We start from the raw sequence: 16,184 nt of genomic DNA on the forward strand, positions 1-16,184 counted from the left end.
TGCATTTGTGATAGTCCGTTGCTGCTTAACGCTGGTGTTACTACTTTGATAATGGCATCTAGATCAGCATATTTAAGACTTTTACCTTCACGCTTAAATGCCGGGTTATCTGAACTCTTTTTAGGACTTTCTACTACGTTTTGAAACTTTGCTAGAGCTGCTGCTATTTCACCAATGTTCTCACTCGTTTTCATGTTTAATTCCTCCTAATTGTTCTTTCAGAAACTCAATCCAATCTTCTTTTTTAAATCAACTGTTGTAAAATCACTTTCGAAATCTGCAGTCGATAGTTGAACACGTTCTTCGCCGTTGTTGATGTATTCCTCAACTTTTAGATAAGCACCATACTTATCTTTAATCTTGTCCGTTTTTATCTCTACTATTGCCATATACTTTCCTCCTAAATATTGATATTAATAGGGTTAACTTAATTTCTTAACCGACTGATTGGATTGCTGTCCTCTCAGTCTTTTTTTGCGCCTAATTCTTCTAACAATTTGATAAGCGTTTTTTTGAATTCTTTCATTTCATCAGAAGCCCAACCTGATTTGAATTCATCATAATAGATGCTAAAAGCGTTACTTTCTTCTTGGAAATTAATTTTGCTTGAGCGTATTTCAAGTTTTAACTGGTTTACATGTGGACTGTCATAAATAAAGACACAACCTGTTTCGGTTTATTAATGCGATGTGCTAAAAAAATTAGTTCCTCCAACTCGTTTAATTCGTATTTATTGTTATTAGATAGTTTTTTCTTTAGTCTCTTTTTCATTTTTAGTCCTCCTCTAATTAATTGGTTATAATCCTATCGTGAATAACGGTTCGCCAGTTTTGTCATCGCATATTTCAATTCCACCGATAAAACGAGCTTGTTGCTCCCAATAACCCGGTCTTTCGTAATAAGCACTTTCTGAAATTTGTTCTGCTGCTCTACTCATTATTTTCTCCTCCTTATCCAATGGTTCCCATTTCAATTCCGCCTGCTATGCCTGCTAGCAATACAACAATTCCAACAATCAACATCACTGCAATAACCGTTTTTGCTTTGTCTTTAAATTCATCAGTAATGATTAGTTTCATATCTCTCACCTCTTTTATATTCATATCCAGACAACCATTTTTCTAACGCTGCTTTACTAAAACGCCATTCTGTGCCTATTTTGCGTCCTGGAATCACTCCAATTCGTGCATATTTGTAAAGGCTTGGCTTGCTTATTTGAAGGAACTCGCAAGCTTCTTCTGTGTTTAATGCTTGTTTCGGTTTAGCCATGATAATTTTTGTCGTCATGCAATCACCCCTTTAGGTATTTTTGAACGATCCAATAAGGCGTTCTATCTTTTATCGCTTGCATGAATGAAACGTTTGTTTTGCTCAAAATAGATATAACAAGCTTCATTTCGATTAACATTTCATCTAGAAATTCATTTACATAAGTCCTAAGCTCCGCTTTATCTTGAGCAGTTAAACACTTGTCTTGCTTGCAAAGAATCATGAGAGCTTCATTTTTTCGCATTTGGCGTTCGTTTGATTCCTTAACAGAAAGCATTTCTAACACGTGTGGCGTTTCGTAATACGTTTCTGATTCCATAATCGGCAACGTGCCATAAGTTTTATTTGCCATTTGGTGTGTGAAAGTTGAATCATCTAAAATGGCTGCCATATCTGCTATTGCTCCAATTGGACTTGGTTCACTGTTGAAATATCCGCTAACTGTTGAGTGACCTTTATTAGCTTTTTTGATAGATTTAGTTGAGTGATGTTCTGTCTCTTTGCTGCCATTCTTAATTCTGCGTTTACATGTAGTGCTTCCATTTTTATCCCTCTATTCCGATTTTATTTTTTGCAGTTATAAACTTGTTAATAAAATACAATTGGCCTTTGCCAGTTACTTTTGGCGTTCTAGATATTGAGATTCGACCACTATTGTGATTGATTGCCGTTTCTTTTATTTGAAACAACTCTAGCTCCATTGATTTTTGAGTAGGCATATTGTAATCCGTGCCTTTTCGTTTGATTAGGTAACCAGTTTCTCTTAACCAGGCGAACAATCTTGTTCCACCAATCTCAATTCCATTTTGTTTTAATAGTTTTGCTAGGTCATTAATAAGGATTGACGTATCAGATGCTGCTACACTATCTGCGAATATTGCTTTGGTTTTAGTTGTGAATTTTCTAGTTCCAACTGTTGGACTTGCTTACGTTCTTGAATCCACTTCTCAGCTCGTTTGACAGGATCTTCAATCATGTATGAATCTTTAGCTTGTTCGATTAGTTGAGTTTCCATTTGATTGAAGGCTTGAATATATTTCATTTTGAAATCTAAAGCTTTCTTCCCGTTGTATCCCATCGCTAGTAGAACGAACCCATCACGATTCATAAAATAAATTTTTCTTGGCCTACCATAAGAATCTGGTTCGGAATCTTCTACAAACATCTCGGAAAAACTTCCGACATCTTCTTTTAATCTATTTATCGACTTAATTACGTCGTAATGTTCCTTTTCAAAATCAACAGCTATTTGTAAAGAAGTTGTTAGCGCTTGTCTATTTTTCATGATTACTAAATTTGACATGTTATTTTTCCTTCTTTCTATTTTTATATTTGAATGGGATAATCTCCTTTAAGGAGGTGATAATATGGATCTAAAAAATTTAGCTAAAGATAAAGCTGAGAACGTTTTGAATACTAAAGGTATTGAGATTACTTGCCCTAGTTGCAAAAATAAATTTATCGGTAAGAGTATGCTCGTTGAATGCCCGAACTGCCACAAAACGTTTGACGTAGAGTTTAAAGTTAATTAATTTTTTTCATAATTTCGATTGAAGCCAATTCGCCGCCAGCGTTTTGGCTTCTTTTAATAGTTCAACAAATTTCCTTGTTTTTTCTAACGCTTCATCAGTAATCAATACGTCTACTACTATTTTTCCATCTGACATGTTGTTTTCCTTCTTTCAATTTATATTTTTTGTTGATTTTTAAAATCGTTATTAGGGAAAATAATATTGATATTGCAGATAAAATAATTGGAATACTCATATTTGAATTCTCTCTTTAAGTTTTTTATTTCTTTTTCCAAAGGTACGAATTCTTCAACATGTACGAAGTAGACTTTATTTTTATGATTAACCACATGTAAAGTATTAGGGTTCTTTACTAAAGCTTTAAGAATCAAATTTGTAAAAAATTTCATTACGATAACCTACCTTCCTTTTTATGATTATAATTTTCAAAACCTGTTGAAATTTCATCTAGGTTACTAGTTAACTTTCCATGTCTGCCACAGCTAAAGCACATCCAAACTTTAGTTGTGGCATTTTTTGTGTAATGATCGCCTCCACATTTCGGACAATTTCCGACTAATAGATATGGTTTATCTATTTCTTTTTCCACTAAAGTCAACTTCTTTCTTTTTAGTAAGATACTTGCTGTTTTTTTACCCTCAAACTCCATAGCTTGTAGTATTTCGATTTGATTGATTGTGTTATATAATTAACTTAAGTTAGTTATCCTTATTTTTGCTACGTTTTGTATCGAACTTGATTAAAAAAATATCCGGAAATAGTTCTGTTAAATCTTTCTCGTAATATAAAGCAAATTTTTTAGCCATGTTAACACTCGGATTTCTGCTACCTTCTTCTAATTTTCTAACAGTTATTTCAGCAATTTCAAGATTTCTAGCTAACTCTTCTCTTGAAAGAGATTTAGTTTTTCGTTCTTTGATTAATCGTTCACGCATTTTTTTCACTCCTTCCTTTTGATACGTTTTGTATCTCTATGTGTTAAATATACACGATACGTTTTGTATCGTCAAGTGTTTTGTGATATTTTTTGTATCTTTTTTTGCTAAAGATACATTTCGTATCTCTTGTCTGTTATTATTGCTTTAAGGGCGGTGTTGAATATGTTAGGTAAACGTCTAAAATATTTAAGAAATGAATTAAATAAAACACAAAATGAAGTTGCCGAATCAATAAAAATTTCTAGAGCAAACTATTCTCATTTTGAAAATAATCGCAATGAACCAGATAGTGAAATACTGAATCGATTGGCTGATTATTTCGATGTTACTACCGACTATTTACTTGGTAGAAATAATATGCGTAAATCTGCAGAAGTTAAACAAGTGGAAAAAGATGATTGGGTTAGCGTTCCAGTCGTTGGAACAATTAAATGCGGTCCTGGTGGTATTATTTATGAAGATATAGAGGGTTTTACTTCTTATCCTAAATCAGACTTAGATTCAAGCCATGAATATGTTGTCTTGAATGCTACAGGTGATTCAATGATAGGTGATGGAATAAACGCAGGAGACCTTGCATTGATCCAGAAAGAACCGGATTTTGTTCAAGGTAAAATATATGCAGTTATCGTTGATTCGGAGGAAGCTACTTTAAAGAGAGTAACAAGAACAAATGATTCTGTTATTCTTTCACCTTCTAATCCTAAATATGAGCCACGTATCATTACTGGTTTAGAATTAGAAATGTTTCAAATAATTGGTAGATTGATTAACATAAAAAGAAACTATTACTAGGAGGGGTATCGTGGGTTTATTCAGTAGAAATAAAGAAGAATTGTTAACACTAGCTGATAACGAATTTAAGTTTTCAATGAGTTTTTTTAAATACATCATTAATAACAATACATTTGTAGTTCGGTTGATGAATAAAAAAGGCAAAATGACAAGTGAAGAAAGTTATAGTATGAAACAAATAGAAAAAATCGAACATAAATTAGTTGGCGGAAATCGTTACAGAATCGAAGTGAAATTGGCTAATGAGAAAAAAGCAGCCTCTACAAGAACTATCGATTACAATCGTGAAAAAGAAGGCGTTCAAGCAGATAAGTTTATTTCAATGTTAAACGATAGAATTAATTAAAATAACCAATACGAGGTGGCGAGAATATGAACGGAGTTGATGTTTTAGTTTTACATTATTTAAATGAAAAAGATGAAGATTATGAACTGAAACAAGTTTTTTGGAAAGAAAGATACAGTGCTAATACAGGAAAGATAGTTAGAAAATTAATTTCAGAAAAATATATTCAACTAGATATCGATTTAGAAAAATCATTAAACTCTTTAAAAGTTCCAGAAATAAAAGAAATTTTAAAGTTAAATGAATTAAAGCTAAATGGAAATAAAAAAGAACTGATTAATAGAATTATTGCAGAAAGTGATTCTGATACATATCAAACACTATTAAAAAAAGTTTGGCTTCCTACTGATAAAGGAAAAAAGGTATTGTCTACCACTGAATCCGTTTTTTATGCCCATAAAAAATTAGCAGGATATTTGAATGTTATAGATGTTTACAACAACATATTTGCTAACAAGGAATTAAGCAGCAAAGATATTTTAGTAAAATCAATAAACGATGTAACTGAATTTAACGGAAAAACATCATCTTACGGTGTTAATATAGGTTTTGCTTTGTGGGAATTATCAAAAGTATGTAGAAATTATGGAAATAACTACGAACAATTCACTTACCTGATAAAAAGTTGTGTAGCTAATTTCATAAATTATCGAGAAGAATATTCTTTAGAATTTTTGTTAAATGATTTCGATTATTTTGTTGATCAATACAAAATACCCAGCGCTATTATAAATGACTTAAAACTATCTTTATCATCTAATGAAAATTTTCCGGAAATGATTTCATCTTTAGTTGATTCCTTTGTTATTGATATAGAAAAAATTCATCTATTTACTTCCAAAGATGTTTATTTAATCATTTTAGCAAGCTTACAAAAAGATGATGAAACATTTTTTAAAATTTATTCAGATGTATTTAAAAGAGCTGGAGGAAAACAAAAAAATAGATCAAGAGATTTAAAACAACTTCCGTTAGACTTACAAAAGGAAAAAAGCAGTAATGTTTTTAAAAATGTTGTAAGTATTTTCAAAAGATTCAAAACTTAAAAAGTTTAGGCTTAACGGCCTTTTCTTTTTAATTCAAAAAGAACATACATTCGTATATTTAGGGTACAAACTACGATTATTGGAGGAAATGACATGATAATTAAAGACTTATCTACACTAGAATCGGATTTCTGCCGTCAAGCTACGGTTAATACCGGTTCAGTTCGTGTACGATCAATGGACATAGATATGGAGTATAGTTTGTTCGTCTACTACTTCAAAGACTACATTCACCTCTCTTTGTCTAGGTATGATGACAAAGACATTAACGAGGAAGTTTGGGAGCAATTACAAGATATGGGTATGATTTACCCTGATGTCGGTTTAACCGACGTTGAGGATATGTGGATCAATAAAGAAAAACAACAGTTACATGCAAAGTTGCATTATAAGGATGTGATAAAATGGGAAAACGGAGATTAAACGGATCCATAGAAGCTATAGAAAAAGATAAGTATAGGCTTCGCGTAACTGTAGGATATAACCCTAAAGGGAATCCAATTCGTAAAAGCAAAACAATTACTGCTAAAAGTGAAAAAAAAGCTGAAAAAATGCTGATTGATTTTATTCACTTATTAGAAAAAGATAACTATTTATCTTTTACAGAAATGAAGTTCGAAGATTTTGTTTATAAAGAATGGTATCCAAACTACGCTAAAAAAGAATACAGTTACCATACGTCTACTGGTTATAAAGAAGAATTAGAACATTACTTCATGCCCACTCTAGGATATAAAAAATTAAAAGAGATTAAGCCAATTCACTTGAAAAAAATCGTGGACGATCAAACTAGATATGACGGAAAAAAACAACCTCTATCTAGGTCTAGCCAAACAAAAAGATTTTCAGCTATTAAATCTGTTTTTAAATTTGCAAACGACTACCAATTTTTAAACAATAACCCGCTTGATAAAGTTAGTCTTGCGAAAAATAGATCTTTAGAAATAAAAGGTGTAGGTTATTATACTCTAGAAGAAATTCCTTTGTTGATTAAGGCGTTAGATAACGAACGAGAAGAACTACAATTGATTGTGCTCATCGCATTAGTAACAGGTGCACGTAGAGGTGAGATAGCTGCTTTAGAAAGCAAACATATTAATAGTCAAACTAACTCAATTACATTTGAACAAATGATCATTGACGAAAAAAGCAAAGGCGCGACATTACACCACACAACTAAAACTGGAGTTGCAAAAACTGTTTCTGTTCCTCAAGACTTAATAACTAAAATCAAGTTATTTGACGATAAACGCAAACATGACCTAGCAGCTGTTTCTATAAAGCCTAAGAGAGATTTTTTATTTTGTAATGCAAACGGAGATGCGAAGTTAGCAAGTGGGATTTCGAGGATATGGAAACGATTTTTAAAAAGAAATAACTTGAGACATATTCGATTCCATGATTTAAGACATACCAACGCCTCTTGGTTGCTCTCTCAAAATGTAAATATTAAAGTTATTCAAGAACGTTTAGGACATAGCGACATTCAAACTTCTATGAATGTCTATACTCATGTTCAAAAAGAAATGGATCAAAATGCATCTGCTACTTTCGATGCTTTTTTCAAGTAATTTTACGTTTATGCCCTTTTCCTGCCCTAAACGAAAAAAAACCACTGACATATAGCGTTATAAACGCTTATGCAACAGTGGTTTTAAGTGTTACTGACTGAATTGTGCCTCATACAATCTTTTATAAGAGCTAGAATAAACAAGAGATAATACAAGGTAACGCGCTTGATAAAAAGTGTTCTAAAATAAATATGTATGTATACGAATAAGTACGATTATGCCCTTTTCCTGCCCTAAACGTAAAAAATAAGCTATCTATTAAATAGGCAAGTCTAAACTTTAGCGAGTAGTATGATAAACTTATTCTAACATAATTAAAGTATTTAAAATAGTTTGCATATAGTATAGATACCCGACCCTCACCCCTTTCATCCAGTGAGGGTATTTTTACGCACAAAAAAAGCCACCTCAATTAAGAAGTGGCTTTTTTAACTATTTTAGTATTTAATCTTTTGTCCTACATTAATTTTATTTGCATTTTTAATACCATTTTTATCCTGCAACTTCTTGGTTGTTGAACCTACTTTTTGAGCAATTCCGCTTAATGTATCACCAGACTTAACAGTGTACGTTCCACCACTGACAGCTGCAGTTCCAGATAATTTAACGACTTGTCCAATATTTATTTTGTTAGCGTCTTTAATGTCGTTCAAACTTTGCAACGCCTTAGTAGTTGTTCCATTTTTAGCAGCAATAGTGCTTAAATTGTCTCCACTTTTGACAGTATATGTTTTACTAGATACTTTTGCAACTGGAGCTTTTAACGTTATTTTTTGACCAACGCTGATTTCGTTTTTGTTTTTAATGCCACTCCAGTTAGCTAAATTATCTACACTCACGCCACTTCTATTAGAGATTGCTGACAATGTGTCACCGGACTTAACAACGTAGCTAGCACCTGTAATCTTGTTGCTAGATTGATTTGATACAACTTGTTTAACTGGAGTTGATACTTTACTGCCCAATACTTGTTTATCAAATTTAACTAAATTGTTAGCTTCAATGATTGAAATAATTTTTGCTTGATATTGTGGATCAGTAGCATACCCAGCTTCATGAATAGCTTTAATTTGTGCTTTATAACTTGTTAATCCTAAAGCCTTTTTATAACGACTATTAACATTTAAGAACGCACCGTAATCTTTAATAGATGTTTCCCAACTTGGATAAGCTCTAAAGTTAGCAGTGATATTATATGTGATACCACCGTAAACTTCCCACGTTGCCATATTAGCAGCATTGCCACCATATGAACCTTTGATACCAAACAAGTTATTGTATTTAGTTGTTAGGCCACTTGTACCCCATGCTGATTCTAATGCAGCTTGTGCAATGGCCACAGATGGTAATACTTTATAGATGGACCACAATTGAGTAGCCCCTCCTTTTACTTTGTTAATAAAATTCTCTGTTTGTATACTCATGATTAAATTCCTCCTTTAGTTTGACTATAAGAATTAAAAGCTCCTACACTCGCCCAACCTGTTAAAAACCCTGTTAGCAAAGATTCAGCAAGTGGCAGGTTAAATACCAGTGCGATAGCTCCAAATAATACCACGCCTACCACAAGAGCAAATACAATAACCCAAATACCAGACAGTTTACTATTTTGCTTTACTACTTCTGTTATTCCAGAAACTACTACGCTTCCTCCAATTGCTGACAAAATTAATGTTGTTAAAATGCTCTCCATTAAAATCTCCTACTTTCCTATTTCTAAAATGCTTATTCGTTTATCGTGATCATTCAACTCTTCGTCATGTAGTCCAACCTTTAAGTTTAGTTGTTCCCTATCTTTCGCGCTATCAGCTAAGTTGTGGTTAAGCAGTTCGATTGATCGTGTCAAAGGCTCAACTGATCGTTTGAGTGATTCTGTATTATCTCTTTGTATTTTTTCCGCCATTCTTTTATCTGGTTCAGATACTAACTTTTTGTATATCCAGATTAACGCTCCTCCTATAATGGTAAAACTTGTAATTATTGACGTCATTTGTGTTTCTAGTCCACTCCACTCCATACCGTTCCACCTTTCTTTAAATAAATTAAATCAATATAAAAAGACCTACTCGATTGAGCAGATCTTCGTTTTTATTTATTTTCAGTTAACCGATAGCTTTGATTATTTCAAAATGAAATTTATTTATTAAAGCCTGATTTCAGAAATCCCTAGTTTTTTAACAATCTCTTGAAATCCATCTCTGCCTGACAAAAACTTACAAATATTAATAAACTCGACTTGATTAATGCCTTTTGTGTGTTCTAAATCTAATCTTATTGTGGTATTCAAATGATTTTCATATTCTTTTTCACCAGTTACATACGGAAGCAAGGCATCCTCTACCACAGTTATTTTTTCATTGGATATATAATCCCCATTTTCCAATTCAGTATTAAGAGATTGTTCTACTCCATTAAGCAAACCAAAAATATGTGAGTCACTTTGTTCACAAACCCCTTGATTTTTTTGAATTAGATATATATTTCCTAATATTTTTCCTAAAGATACTTTTGTCTCATTGTCCAAATAAAAAACCTCCTTTCTTAAAATTATAACACACATTATTAAAAGTATTTCCTTTATTTATTGGCATATTCTATTAAAAAGATGACATTAATACTTTTGTTAGATAACAATTCCTTCCTGCCGCTTGATGTTTATTAAAACTTTCTAAAGCATCTTCGTAATTATCATATTTTATTGTTTTTTCATTATAGCTACCTTGCAAAATTATTATATACACCATTACCCCTCCAAATAATTAAATGAAGTTTATTTCCAAATTTTTTTCTCTGCTATTGGACCATATGCATATTTCGATAAATCATCTCTGATTTCATTCCAAGTATTCATTATTATTTTGAAATGTTGATTTACTTTTTCATTTACCGAGTTAACAATAGCCAAGGATTCTTTTTCTAATCCCAGTACATCCATAAAGACTATTTTATGCTCTTTCAAAACAACATCAACTACTTTAAAAGCTATTTCTTCTGCAGATTTTTCGCTAAATTGATAAAAGAACGCATAGACCATATTTAGGTAAATCATTTGTCTAATAGCAGGTATAGGGTGAGAATAATTAGAAAGTTCATTTAAATTATCGATTTTTGTAGATAATAACTGAAACATAAAAACAGATGAAAATCCTGTAGTTAACGCTGAACCAGACCAAAACTCCGGATCTTTTATAAGGCTAATAGTTTTTGTAGCAGCGAAACTATCGGCATCCATTTCTAAACATTGACTAATTAAGTTTCCTTCATTCTTTGAGTTTGATTCGAAAAAAACAAAGTTTTTGTTAGTTTTGATGGAATAATCTAAATGACCATGTACAATATGTCCATATTCATGAAAAAAAAGATAGCTTACAGCATTAGCTGCGAAATGCTTAGCATTGTTTTTTCTTTCTTTTGACTTTGGATACACGCTTTCGAAATCATAATTATTGAAAAGGTCACCTATTGTATCTATATAATTATCTAATTCTGATAAATTAATATCTATATCAGGATTTTGTTCTTCGCTCGTATCTATTTCTTTAAATACATCATTCCGTGAGAACAAATAATTATAAAAATTCTTCACTATACGAATCAAACCAATATTCAAACCGATAAAATAATTATTTTTATATTTGAAAGCTATTGCATTAAAAGTATAATCATTGACTATACCTAAATATACTTCAGGATAAGATTCAGGCGATTCTTGAAGCATAACCTCATAAGAATCTTTAACTACACCCATCATATATTTCTCGAATTCATCTAACTCACCATTAAAGCTATTACCATCTAAATACTCATTAAATAACTCTTTAGTTGTTTCCAAAAAACCGCTCCCTATTATCTATTAAATTAATTATTCACATGATATAATAGGTTTAACAACAAGCTAATATACCAAGCACTCACAGGGTTCCCGCCCTATATGTGAGTGCTTTCTTTATTTTAACTATTATTTAAAACAATAACAACTTTATCTTTTGACTTCTCCCTTATCTTTTCATCTACCGCGCAGTTTGGTTCAACTAAACAGTTTTGCTTTGTAAAGATTTAGCTCTTTTTGTTGCAAGGTTTTTCCCAATCTTCATAGATGGTATCTCAATATATTTATAAGTTAAGTAAGAAAGAGAAAAAATTAAAGCATATGCTACAAAAATAACTATAATTAACGATATTTTTCCATATAATAATCTAAATACAACTAACAATATAGGTATATGAAGCATGTATAGACTATATGATAAGTTTCCTGTAAGAACTAATATCGGATTAGAAAGTCTATTTTGTATTTTTTTACTAGATAATACTAATATTATCAGCATAGAGGCTCCTATACATACGCCTAAATCAATAATACTATAACTGAAATCCATCAATATAGAGTCGGTTCCAAATAATACCCTTACTATCCATGCGTAAAATCTTGAATATAAATAGAAAGAAAAGCTATAACAGTCAATACTACTTTTTTTGTAACTGAATATTTTTTAACGGCGTTTATTAGCTCATCCTTATGTTTAGCCATCAATGCCCCAATAATAAAAAATACATATAATGAGATGTATCGAATAGACTTAAATGAGCACCATGTGACTCTTGTATATGAAACCACTCATTTAACTGACCTACTAAATAAAGCATAAAACCAATAGAAAGGGATTTCTTCCAATTATATTTTTTTATCATTATCATTATTATTGGGAAAATAATTGAAATTCTCATCTCATGAATCAATGACCAAATAACCGGATTATATGAAGTGGGATAGATACCTATACTTCCTATATATTCTAGAAATGTCTTAACATCTAGCGGCGTATCCCATTTTCTATAATACCATCCAGTAAGACCATTAATTTGTATATCTTTAAACAGAAAATATAACAAAAAAGTGAATAATATCATCAATAAATATGGGATATATATTCTAAAAAAGCGTTTAATAAGAAATTCTGAATACTCTATATCTTTTTAAAAAATGGAAGAGACATAACAAATCCACTTAAGATAAGAAAAAAATAACTCCTTCATTACCTGCATAAAATATATTAATTGGTGCAATTCTTATTAGCGTTGAAATTGGCTCTATCAGTATTAGCATTGTATGCCAAATTATTACGGAAACCGCTACTAGTCCTCGCATAGAATCTAGCTCTATGTATCTCTTCAATTTTATCACCCTATCTTATTTTTTGCATTGAGAGTACTTTACAAGTGAAGTACCCTCAATAACAAATATTATGATAACACATTAAATGATAAAAATGTCCGAGATAATAGAATTTGAAACGAACTAATATTTAATGATGGGACGAACAATCCTCTTTTCACCATCAACATTTACAACTGACTTTACCTCTGATATTTGTCCGTTTATATTTTGATAGATTTGCAAAAATATAAGTCATTTGACAAACCTTGAGTGTCTTCTTTTGCAGATATAATTGACGTTGAATCAGCAAAATTATTTGTGTCAAAACCTTGATAACTATTGCTTTTGAGAACCGCATCAGACCCTCAATAACATTAATACCAATATTTCCGTATTCTAGCTCTAACCCTGCTTCTTTTTGAGATATGAGAGTGTTATTTTCAAATAACGCCCCTTTACCACTACCTAATCGAATACCTTCACCATTAGACTTGATTGTATTTCTTCTTGCGGTGAGATTTAACGATGCTTGGAAAGCTTGCAAAGCTGACTTATATCCACCAGTCATTTCGATTACATTGTCCTCTAGTAAAATGTTACTAGCTTCTTCTCCGCCTGACCTACCATGTATTGTAAATGCACCATGTGGTTCTAATGATCCGGGGTTTGCTGTTTGTATAATCCTGTTTCTTAGTACTTCAATATTATCACAACTTCTATGAATCTGAGATGACGTCCTATGACCCATACCGCTGAAAGAATCTAACATCTTACTATTAGTAGTGCGGTCAAAAAAGCCAAAGTTTTGGTAGCCCGCATATTCACCTTCGCAAAATGAGTAAACGATATCATCGGCATCTATTGACGTAATTCCAAAACCATACGCATATCCAACCAAATCATCAGTGATATTTATCCATTCTGTACGAACCCTTTCAAATCTAACGTGTGCTGTGTTTTGAGCAATAATACCACCCATCCCCCAACCAGTGCGCAATAATTTTTTAGTATTCCAGTTAATGTAAAGTCTTGAAATAATATCTCCTGAGATAATGTTTTGGTAACAATTATTGGGCTAATGTTTGTGTCTCTAAAGTAAATTTCATCAAGAGAATATCCATCACCCAATTTTAGTTTCGTTAATCCTATTCCTGCACCTTTGAATGTTGTTCCTGAATTCACGGACAGAGTTCCTTTGATTAAAAAAGTACCTGCAGGAAATTCAATTGTATTATAATTCCCTGCAGACAAAGCTCGTCTAATTGCCGTTGTATCATCAGTTATCCCATCGCCAACAGCCCCATAGTCCATTACATTGATAGTAGCCATTATTTCACTTCCTCAATTAGAAGGTTATCAAATGAATGTTCTACAGAAGTAGAATTTAAATCAAAATTAGATCCCCATAACGACAAACGGCAAGGGTTATTAGTTAGCCAACTTAAATCTTCGTTTACGTCTAAATATAAAACATTATTTATCATCAATTTAATTGAACTTGTAGATATTTCTAAAATAAACTCTCGTACTTCTCCCATTGGAATTACAAGTCGGTCAGTTGATATTGTCGTGAAACCACCATTTTTTGATATATCACTATCGTAAATTTGATTCCTTCCCGCTATCTTTCTAACTTTAGCTCTTAAATAACCACCGTCACTACTAGTAGGATTTATATAAACGCTATATGCATCACTAACTCTACCTATATCCGGATAGTAAACGGTAGCACCAACATCCGGACTTATAGTAAAACCTGTGTTACCGGTCTGTCCCAAGTTTTTATAGTCATTTCCAAGAGTTACTTTAATTCGATATTTAACTAAGTTTTTAAAATCAAGATGTTGATTCAAAATATTATCAATTACCGTTAAACCTTGATTAACTCCTTTTGCAAGCCTGATGATACCTTTGTTATTTTTGATGATTATTTTACTTTCGTTATCATTTATTAAGTCTGTGATTACTTCGTATTTCCAGTTGAAAATTTAAAACTATTCCAACCAATACCATCTACTTCATTAAAACTTTCTGCTATCGGAAAGCGAGGAATTAGAACTAATCCTAATTCATTAATTGATAGTTCGGACGAAGAAGGTATATGACTGAATATCTTTAACTCCGTCTTTTTTTCAAGCTGAGCGGAAATTTGTGTTTCTTCTTCGGTCAATCTTTTACCTAACGTTTCATAACCTCCGCGAGCAAGTACCACCTCTGCACCAGATGGAGAAGCGGATGAAGCATCTTGCTGCACCGCTACAAAATCATCTTCTAAGGTATCTTGTCTAATTTCGATATCCGCTTGTCTGTTTCCTGTTTTACCCAGCCCTTCAGCGATATCATCACGCATTTTTCTAATTTCAGGTTCTTGTTCAACGCTTGTTTTTATTGATTAATTCTTGCACGATATTGCTCTGTTGTTTCTGCCAAAAGCCATCAGTCCTTTCTAATTTAATGTGCAAACTGTGCGGCAACTTTTCCTTCTTTTTTAAATTGAATCAACTCAATTCACTCCTTATTCTTGTGGTTCTAATGCTATCAATCTCGTTACTATGTCGTTCAAATCAACCGGACTACTAACAGTGACCAAATCTAGTTTAGTCTTGTCAGATGCGCTAAAAAGACCACTCTTGGATTGAGTAGCCTCGGTGTATTCTTCTAAATCATCTAGTTTGATTTTATCGGCGCTAGACATTAATCCGTCGCTTGTAGATGTGGCTAAACTGAACGTTGGAATTTCTTCACCTAAATCATCTATTGCTTTTTTTAGGTTTATTAAAGCTAAACTTGTACCAGTTTGATTGTCTATTTCCAAAGTAGCACTCAAACTATCATAAGATAGTTGCATTTTGTCATACTTTTTAACAACCTCGTTATTTGCAGACGTTAGTTTAACAATTGATTTTGTTTGGCTTTCTACCGTTTTTGTAGTTGAATAATATTTGCCACTCGCTTATTTGATTCTTTTTGATACTGAGACAATTTTGTTGCTTTTCTCCAAGTGTTAAATCCGGATTTCTAGGATCAATGAAATCAATCCCTATTTCTGTAATCTGGATTGGCTCGTCAATCGTCAGATATTGGATTTTCTAAATCGTGCCAGTTTCCAATTTTCAATTGATCATAACTACCGTCAATCAATGAGTAGTCAACGGATACAACGCTGTAGGTCATGCTGATTGTTTGGCTATTTAAGTCGGTTATACCTTTAGACATTAACGCTGCAGGTGTTGTGACATCGTCGTATTCTACCTTTCCTTGTATAACGCCAAATTCAGCTACTAAAGCATTATTTAAAAGATAATTCAAAACCATTATTAACAGAAGCAATTGTCATTCTAGGTTGTGCGGAGTCTTCTGTTTCTGAACCGTTACTAGCTGAAATAACATAATTAGGTGCGGTTCCATATATTATTAAATAACTTCCGACGTCTGTCCCATTTGGCAATAAACTCACTGGTATATTTAGTAAATCGTTTTGATCTTCAATCTCAACTCTTGCTACTCTTGTTCCATCACCTAAGTTATC

31 protein-coding genes and 2 pseudogenes are annotated in these 16,184 nt (G+C 32.2%); 6 read left to right on the forward strand and 27 right to left on the reverse strand.

Annotation, left to right across the window (positions count from 1 at the left end; translation table 11 throughout):
• From BP17_RS12795 to BP17_RS13865, 9 genes and pseudogenes are all read right to left on the reverse strand, one after another.
• A pseudogene (locus BP17_RS12795) lies at positions 1-194 on the reverse strand (hypothetical protein); the annotation flags it as partial.
• Between the two features lie 24 nt (positions 195-218).
• Entirely contained in the window at positions 219-389 is a 171-nt protein-coding gene (locus BP17_RS13465) for a hypothetical protein (protein ID WP_156956058.1), read from the reverse strand.
• Between the two features lie 244 nt (positions 390-633).
• Complete coding sequence (locus BP17_RS13470; protein WP_156956059.1) at positions 634-771, reverse strand: hypothetical protein; 138 nt, start codon at positions 769-771, stop codon at positions 634-636.
• A 25-nt stretch (positions 772-796) separates the two neighbouring features.
• Positions 797-937 carry a hypothetical protein gene (locus tag BP17_RS13570; RefSeq protein WP_198022521.1) on the reverse strand — a complete coding sequence of 47 codons (141 nt, stop codon included), beginning with the start codon at positions 935-937 and terminating at the stop codon, positions 797-799.
• A gap of 13 nt (positions 938-950) precedes the next feature.
• Positions 951-1,079 (reverse strand): hypothetical protein, encoded by a 129-nt coding sequence (locus BP17_RS13785; RefSeq protein ID WP_269544476.1) that lies wholly within the window; start codon positions 1,077-1,079, stop codon positions 951-953.
• Entirely contained in the window at positions 1,060-1,287 is a 228-nt protein-coding gene (locus BP17_RS12800; protein WP_035052862.1) for a helix-turn-helix domain-containing protein, read from the reverse strand. The genes BP17_RS13785 and BP17_RS12800 overlap by 20 nt, the downstream gene beginning before the upstream one ends.
• A 4-nt stretch (positions 1,288-1,291) precedes the next feature.
• Positions 1,292-1,660, reverse strand: coding sequence for a hypothetical protein (locus tag BP17_RS12805; protein WP_035055634.1), 369 nt, complete (start codon positions 1,658-1,660; stop codon positions 1,292-1,294).
• 5 nt (positions 1,661-1,665) lie between these two features.
• Positions 1,666-1,812 carry a hypothetical protein gene (locus BP17_RS13475; RefSeq protein WP_156956060.1) on the reverse strand — a complete coding sequence of 49 codons (147 nt, stop codon included), beginning with the start codon at positions 1,810-1,812 and terminating at the stop codon, positions 1,666-1,668.
• Between the two features lie 2 nt (positions 1,813-1,814).
• Positions 1,815-2,572, reverse strand: a pseudogene (locus BP17_RS13865) (phage antirepressor KilAC domain-containing protein).
• 64 nt (positions 2,573-2,636) lie between these two features.
• Here BP17_RS13865 and BP17_RS13490 point away from each other — a divergent pair.
• Complete coding sequence (locus BP17_RS13490; RefSeq protein WP_156956014.1) at positions 2,637-2,801, forward strand: hypothetical protein; 165 nt, start codon at positions 2,637-2,639, stop codon at positions 2,799-2,801.
• Between the two features lie 6 nt (positions 2,802-2,807).
• Here the strand turns inward: BP17_RS13490 and BP17_RS13790 are convergent, their stop codons facing one another.
• From BP17_RS13790 to BP17_RS12830, 3 genes are all read right to left on the reverse strand, one after another.
• The gene (locus BP17_RS13790) at positions 2,808-2,936 is read right to left on the reverse strand and encodes a hypothetical protein (protein ID WP_269544569.1); all 129 of its coding nucleotides are present in this window, start codon (positions 2,934-2,936) and stop codon (positions 2,808-2,810) included.
• 253 nt (positions 2,937-3,189) lie between these two features.
• Entirely contained in the window at positions 3,190-3,450 is a 261-nt protein-coding gene (locus BP17_RS12825) for a hypothetical protein (protein WP_156956015.1), read from the reverse strand.
• A 49-nt stretch (positions 3,451-3,499) separates the two neighbouring features.
• Positions 3,500-3,736: a helix-turn-helix transcriptional regulator gene (locus BP17_RS12830; protein ID WP_035052871.1), complete on the reverse strand. Its 237-nt coding sequence runs from the start codon at positions 3,734-3,736 to the stop codon at positions 3,500-3,502.
• A gap of 165 nt (positions 3,737-3,901) precedes the next feature.
• On the opposite strand from BP17_RS12830, the gene BP17_RS13175 reads away from it, so the two are divergent.
• From BP17_RS13175 to BP17_RS12860, 5 genes are all read left to right on the forward strand, one after another.
• On the forward strand, positions 3,902-4,534 hold the full coding sequence (locus BP17_RS13175; protein WP_051910486.1) for a LexA family protein: 633 nt from the start codon (positions 3,902-3,904) through the stop codon (positions 4,532-4,534).
• A 10-nt stretch (positions 4,535-4,544) separates the two neighbouring features.
• Positions 4,545-4,880 (forward strand): hypothetical protein, encoded by a 336-nt coding sequence (locus BP17_RS12845; RefSeq protein ID WP_035052873.1) that lies wholly within the window; start codon positions 4,545-4,547, stop codon positions 4,878-4,880.
• A gap of 26 nt (positions 4,881-4,906) precedes the next feature.
• Positions 4,907-5,926, forward strand: coding sequence for an SAP domain-containing protein (locus BP17_RS12850; protein WP_035052875.1), 1,020 nt, complete (start codon positions 4,907-4,909; stop codon positions 5,924-5,926).
• Between the two features lie 93 nt (positions 5,927-6,019).
• Entirely contained in the window at positions 6,020-6,349 is a 330-nt protein-coding gene (locus BP17_RS12855; RefSeq protein ID WP_035052878.1) for a hypothetical protein, read from the forward strand.
• Positions 6,331-7,497 (forward strand): tyrosine-type recombinase/integrase, encoded by a 1,167-nt coding sequence (locus BP17_RS12860; RefSeq protein WP_035052880.1) that lies wholly within the window; start codon positions 6,331-6,333, stop codon positions 7,495-7,497. Before BP17_RS12855 ends, BP17_RS12860 begins: the two co-directional genes overlap by 19 nt.
• Before the next feature lie 437 nt (positions 7,498-7,934).
• On the opposite strand, the gene BP17_RS12865 is transcribed toward BP17_RS12860, so the two are convergent.
• The 15 genes from BP17_RS12865 to BP17_RS13575 all read right to left on the reverse strand — a co-directional run.
• Entirely contained in the window at positions 7,935-8,921 is a 987-nt protein-coding gene (locus BP17_RS12865; RefSeq protein ID WP_051910474.1) for a LysM peptidoglycan-binding domain-containing protein, read from the reverse strand.
• Between the two features lie 2 nt (positions 8,922-8,923).
• A complete protein-coding gene (locus BP17_RS12870; RefSeq protein WP_035052790.1) occupies positions 8,924-9,190 on the reverse strand; it encodes a hypothetical protein in 267 nt (88 codons plus the stop codon).
• Positions 9,191-9,199: 9 nt separating this feature from the next.
• Entirely contained in the window at positions 9,200-9,514 is a 315-nt protein-coding gene (locus BP17_RS12875; protein ID WP_035052792.1) for a hypothetical protein, read from the reverse strand.
• A 126-nt stretch (positions 9,515-9,640) separates the two neighbouring features.
• Positions 9,641-10,021, reverse strand: a complete 381-nt coding sequence (locus tag BP17_RS12880) for a hypothetical protein (protein ID WP_035052794.1) — start codon at positions 10,019-10,021, stop codon at positions 9,641-9,643.
• 73 nt (positions 10,022-10,094) lie between these two features.
• Positions 10,095-10,238, reverse strand: coding sequence for a hypothetical protein (locus BP17_RS13495; RefSeq protein WP_156956010.1), 144 nt, complete (start codon positions 10,236-10,238; stop codon positions 10,095-10,097).
• Positions 10,239-10,267: 29 nt separating this feature from the next.
• Complete coding sequence (locus BP17_RS12885; protein WP_035052796.1) at positions 10,268-11,329, reverse strand: hypothetical protein; 1,062 nt, start codon at positions 11,327-11,329, stop codon at positions 10,268-10,270.
• Positions 11,330-11,528: 199 nt separating this feature from the next.
• Positions 11,529-11,987 (reverse strand): acyltransferase family protein, encoded by a 459-nt coding sequence (locus BP17_RS13870; RefSeq protein WP_408605800.1) that lies wholly within the window; start codon positions 11,985-11,987, stop codon positions 11,529-11,531.
• Positions 11,988-12,027: 40 nt separating this feature from the next.
• Positions 12,028-12,468: an acyltransferase family protein gene (locus tag BP17_RS13875; RefSeq protein WP_084676465.1), complete on the reverse strand. Its 441-nt coding sequence runs from the start codon at positions 12,466-12,468 to the stop codon at positions 12,028-12,030.
• A gap of 368 nt (positions 12,469-12,836) precedes the next feature.
• Positions 12,837-13,634: a right-handed parallel beta-helix repeat-containing protein gene (locus tag BP17_RS12900; protein ID WP_035055639.1), complete on the reverse strand. Its 798-nt coding sequence runs from the start codon at positions 13,632-13,634 to the stop codon at positions 12,837-12,839.
• Positions 13,568-13,984, reverse strand: coding sequence for a glycosyl hydrolase family 28-related protein (locus BP17_RS12905; protein ID WP_035055641.1), 417 nt, complete (start codon positions 13,982-13,984; stop codon positions 13,568-13,570). The genes BP17_RS12900 and BP17_RS12905 overlap by 67 nt, the downstream gene beginning before the upstream one ends.
• Positions 13,984-14,508 carry a hypothetical protein gene (locus BP17_RS12910; protein ID WP_035055642.1) on the reverse strand — a complete coding sequence of 175 codons (525 nt, stop codon included), beginning with the start codon at positions 14,506-14,508 and terminating at the stop codon, positions 13,984-13,986. The genes BP17_RS12905 and BP17_RS12910 overlap by 1 nt, the downstream gene beginning before the upstream one ends.
• Positions 14,509-14,618: 110 nt before the next feature.
• A complete protein-coding gene (locus BP17_RS12915; protein ID WP_035055644.1) occupies positions 14,619-15,005 on the reverse strand; it encodes a hypothetical protein in 387 nt (128 codons plus the stop codon).
• Positions 15,006-15,170: 165 nt separating this feature from the next.
• The gene (locus BP17_RS12920) at positions 15,171-15,503 is read right to left on the reverse strand and encodes a hypothetical protein (protein ID WP_035055645.1); all 333 of its coding nucleotides are present in this window, start codon (positions 15,501-15,503) and stop codon (positions 15,171-15,173) included.
• 218 nt (positions 15,504-15,721) lie between these two features.
• Complete coding sequence (locus BP17_RS12925; RefSeq protein ID WP_156956063.1) at positions 15,722-15,964, reverse strand: hypothetical protein; 243 nt, start codon at positions 15,962-15,964, stop codon at positions 15,722-15,724.
• Positions 15,945-16,184: hypothetical protein (locus BP17_RS13575; RefSeq protein WP_035055650.1), on the reverse strand; the 240-nt coding region annotated here is incomplete at its 5' end. The genes BP17_RS12925 and BP17_RS13575, both read right to left, overlap by 20 nt.

It is taken from the genome of Carnobacterium pleistocenium FTR1 (genome assembly GCF_000744285.1).
GTDB classification, from domain to species: Bacteria; Bacillota; Bacilli; order Lactobacillales; family Carnobacteriaceae; genus Carnobacterium_B; species Carnobacterium_B pleistocenium.

Bases quoted from the DNA above. Each gene is read 5' to 3' on its own strand.
- BP17_RS13465 (WP_156956058.1), bottom strand. From the start codon at position 389: ATGGCAATAGTAGAGATAAAAACGGACAAGATTAAAGATAAGTATGGT.
- BP17_RS13470 (WP_156956059.1), bottom strand. From the start codon at position 771: ATGAAAAAGAGACTAAAGAAAAAACTATCTAATAACAATAAATACGAA.
- BP17_RS13570 (WP_198022521.1), bottom strand. From the start codon at position 937: ATGAGTAGAGCAGCAGAACAAATTTCAGAAAGTGCTTATTACGAAAGA.
- BP17_RS13785 (WP_269544476.1), bottom strand. From the start codon at position 1,079: ATGAAACTAATCATTACTGATGAATTTAAAGACAAAGCAAAAACGGTT.
- BP17_RS12800 (WP_035052862.1), bottom strand. From the start codon at position 1,287: ATGACGACAAAAATTATCATGGCTAAACCGAAACAAGCATTAAACACA.
- BP17_RS12805 (WP_035055634.1), bottom strand. From the start codon at position 1,660: ATGGCAGCCATTTTAGATGATTCAACTTTCACACACCAAATGGCAAAT.
- BP17_RS13475 (WP_156956060.1), bottom strand. From the start codon at position 1,812: ATGGAAGCACTACATGTAAACGCAGAATTAAGAATGGCAGCAAAGAGA.
- BP17_RS13490 (WP_156956014.1), top strand. From the start codon at position 2,637: ATGGATCTAAAAAATTTAGCTAAAGATAAAGCTGAGAACGTTTTGAAT.
- BP17_RS13790 (WP_269544569.1), bottom strand. From the start codon at position 2,936: ATGTCAGATGGAAAAATAGTAGTAGACGTATTGATTACTGATGAAGCG.
- BP17_RS12825 (WP_156956015.1), bottom strand. From the start codon at position 3,450: ATGGAGTTTGAGGGTAAAAAAACAGCAAGTATCTTACTAAAAAGAAAG.
- BP17_RS12830 (WP_035052871.1), bottom strand. From the start codon at position 3,736: ATGCGTGAACGATTAATCAAAGAACGAAAAACTAAATCTCTTTCAAGA.
- BP17_RS13175 (WP_051910486.1), top strand. From the start codon at position 3,902: ATGTTAGGTAAACGTCTAAAATATTTAAGAAATGAATTAAATAAAACA.
- BP17_RS12850 (WP_035052875.1), top strand. From the start codon at position 4,907: ATGAACGGAGTTGATGTTTTAGTTTTACATTATTTAAATGAAAAAGAT.
- BP17_RS12855 (WP_035052878.1), top strand. From the start codon at position 6,020: ATGATAATTAAAGACTTATCTACACTAGAATCGGATTTCTGCCGTCAA.
- BP17_RS12860 (WP_035052880.1), top strand. From the start codon at position 6,331: ATGGGAAAACGGAGATTAAACGGATCCATAGAAGCTATAGAAAAAGAT.
- BP17_RS12865 (WP_051910474.1), bottom strand. From the start codon at position 8,921: ATGAGTATACAAACAGAGAATTTTATTAACAAAGTAAAAGGAGGGGCT.
- BP17_RS12870 (WP_035052790.1), bottom strand. From the start codon at position 9,190: ATGGAGAGCATTTTAACAACATTAATTTTGTCAGCAATTGGAGGAAGC.
- BP17_RS12875 (WP_035052792.1), bottom strand. From the start codon at position 9,514: ATGGAGTGGAGTGGACTAGAAACACAAATGACGTCAATAATTACAAGT.
- BP17_RS12900 (WP_035055639.1), bottom strand. From the start codon at position 13,634: ATGGGTGGTATTATTGCTCAAAACACAGCACACGTTAGATTTGAAAGG.
- BP17_RS12905 (WP_035055641.1), bottom strand. From the start codon at position 13,984: ATGGCTACTATCAATGTAATGGACTATGGGGCTGTTGGCGATGGGATA.
- BP17_RS12915 (WP_035055644.1), bottom strand. From the start codon at position 15,005: ATGCGTGATGATATCGCTGAAGGGCTGGGTAAAACAGGAAACAGACAA.
- BP17_RS12920 (WP_035055645.1), bottom strand. From the start codon at position 15,503: ATGCAACTATCTTATGATAGTTTGAGTGCTACTTTGGAAATAGACAAT.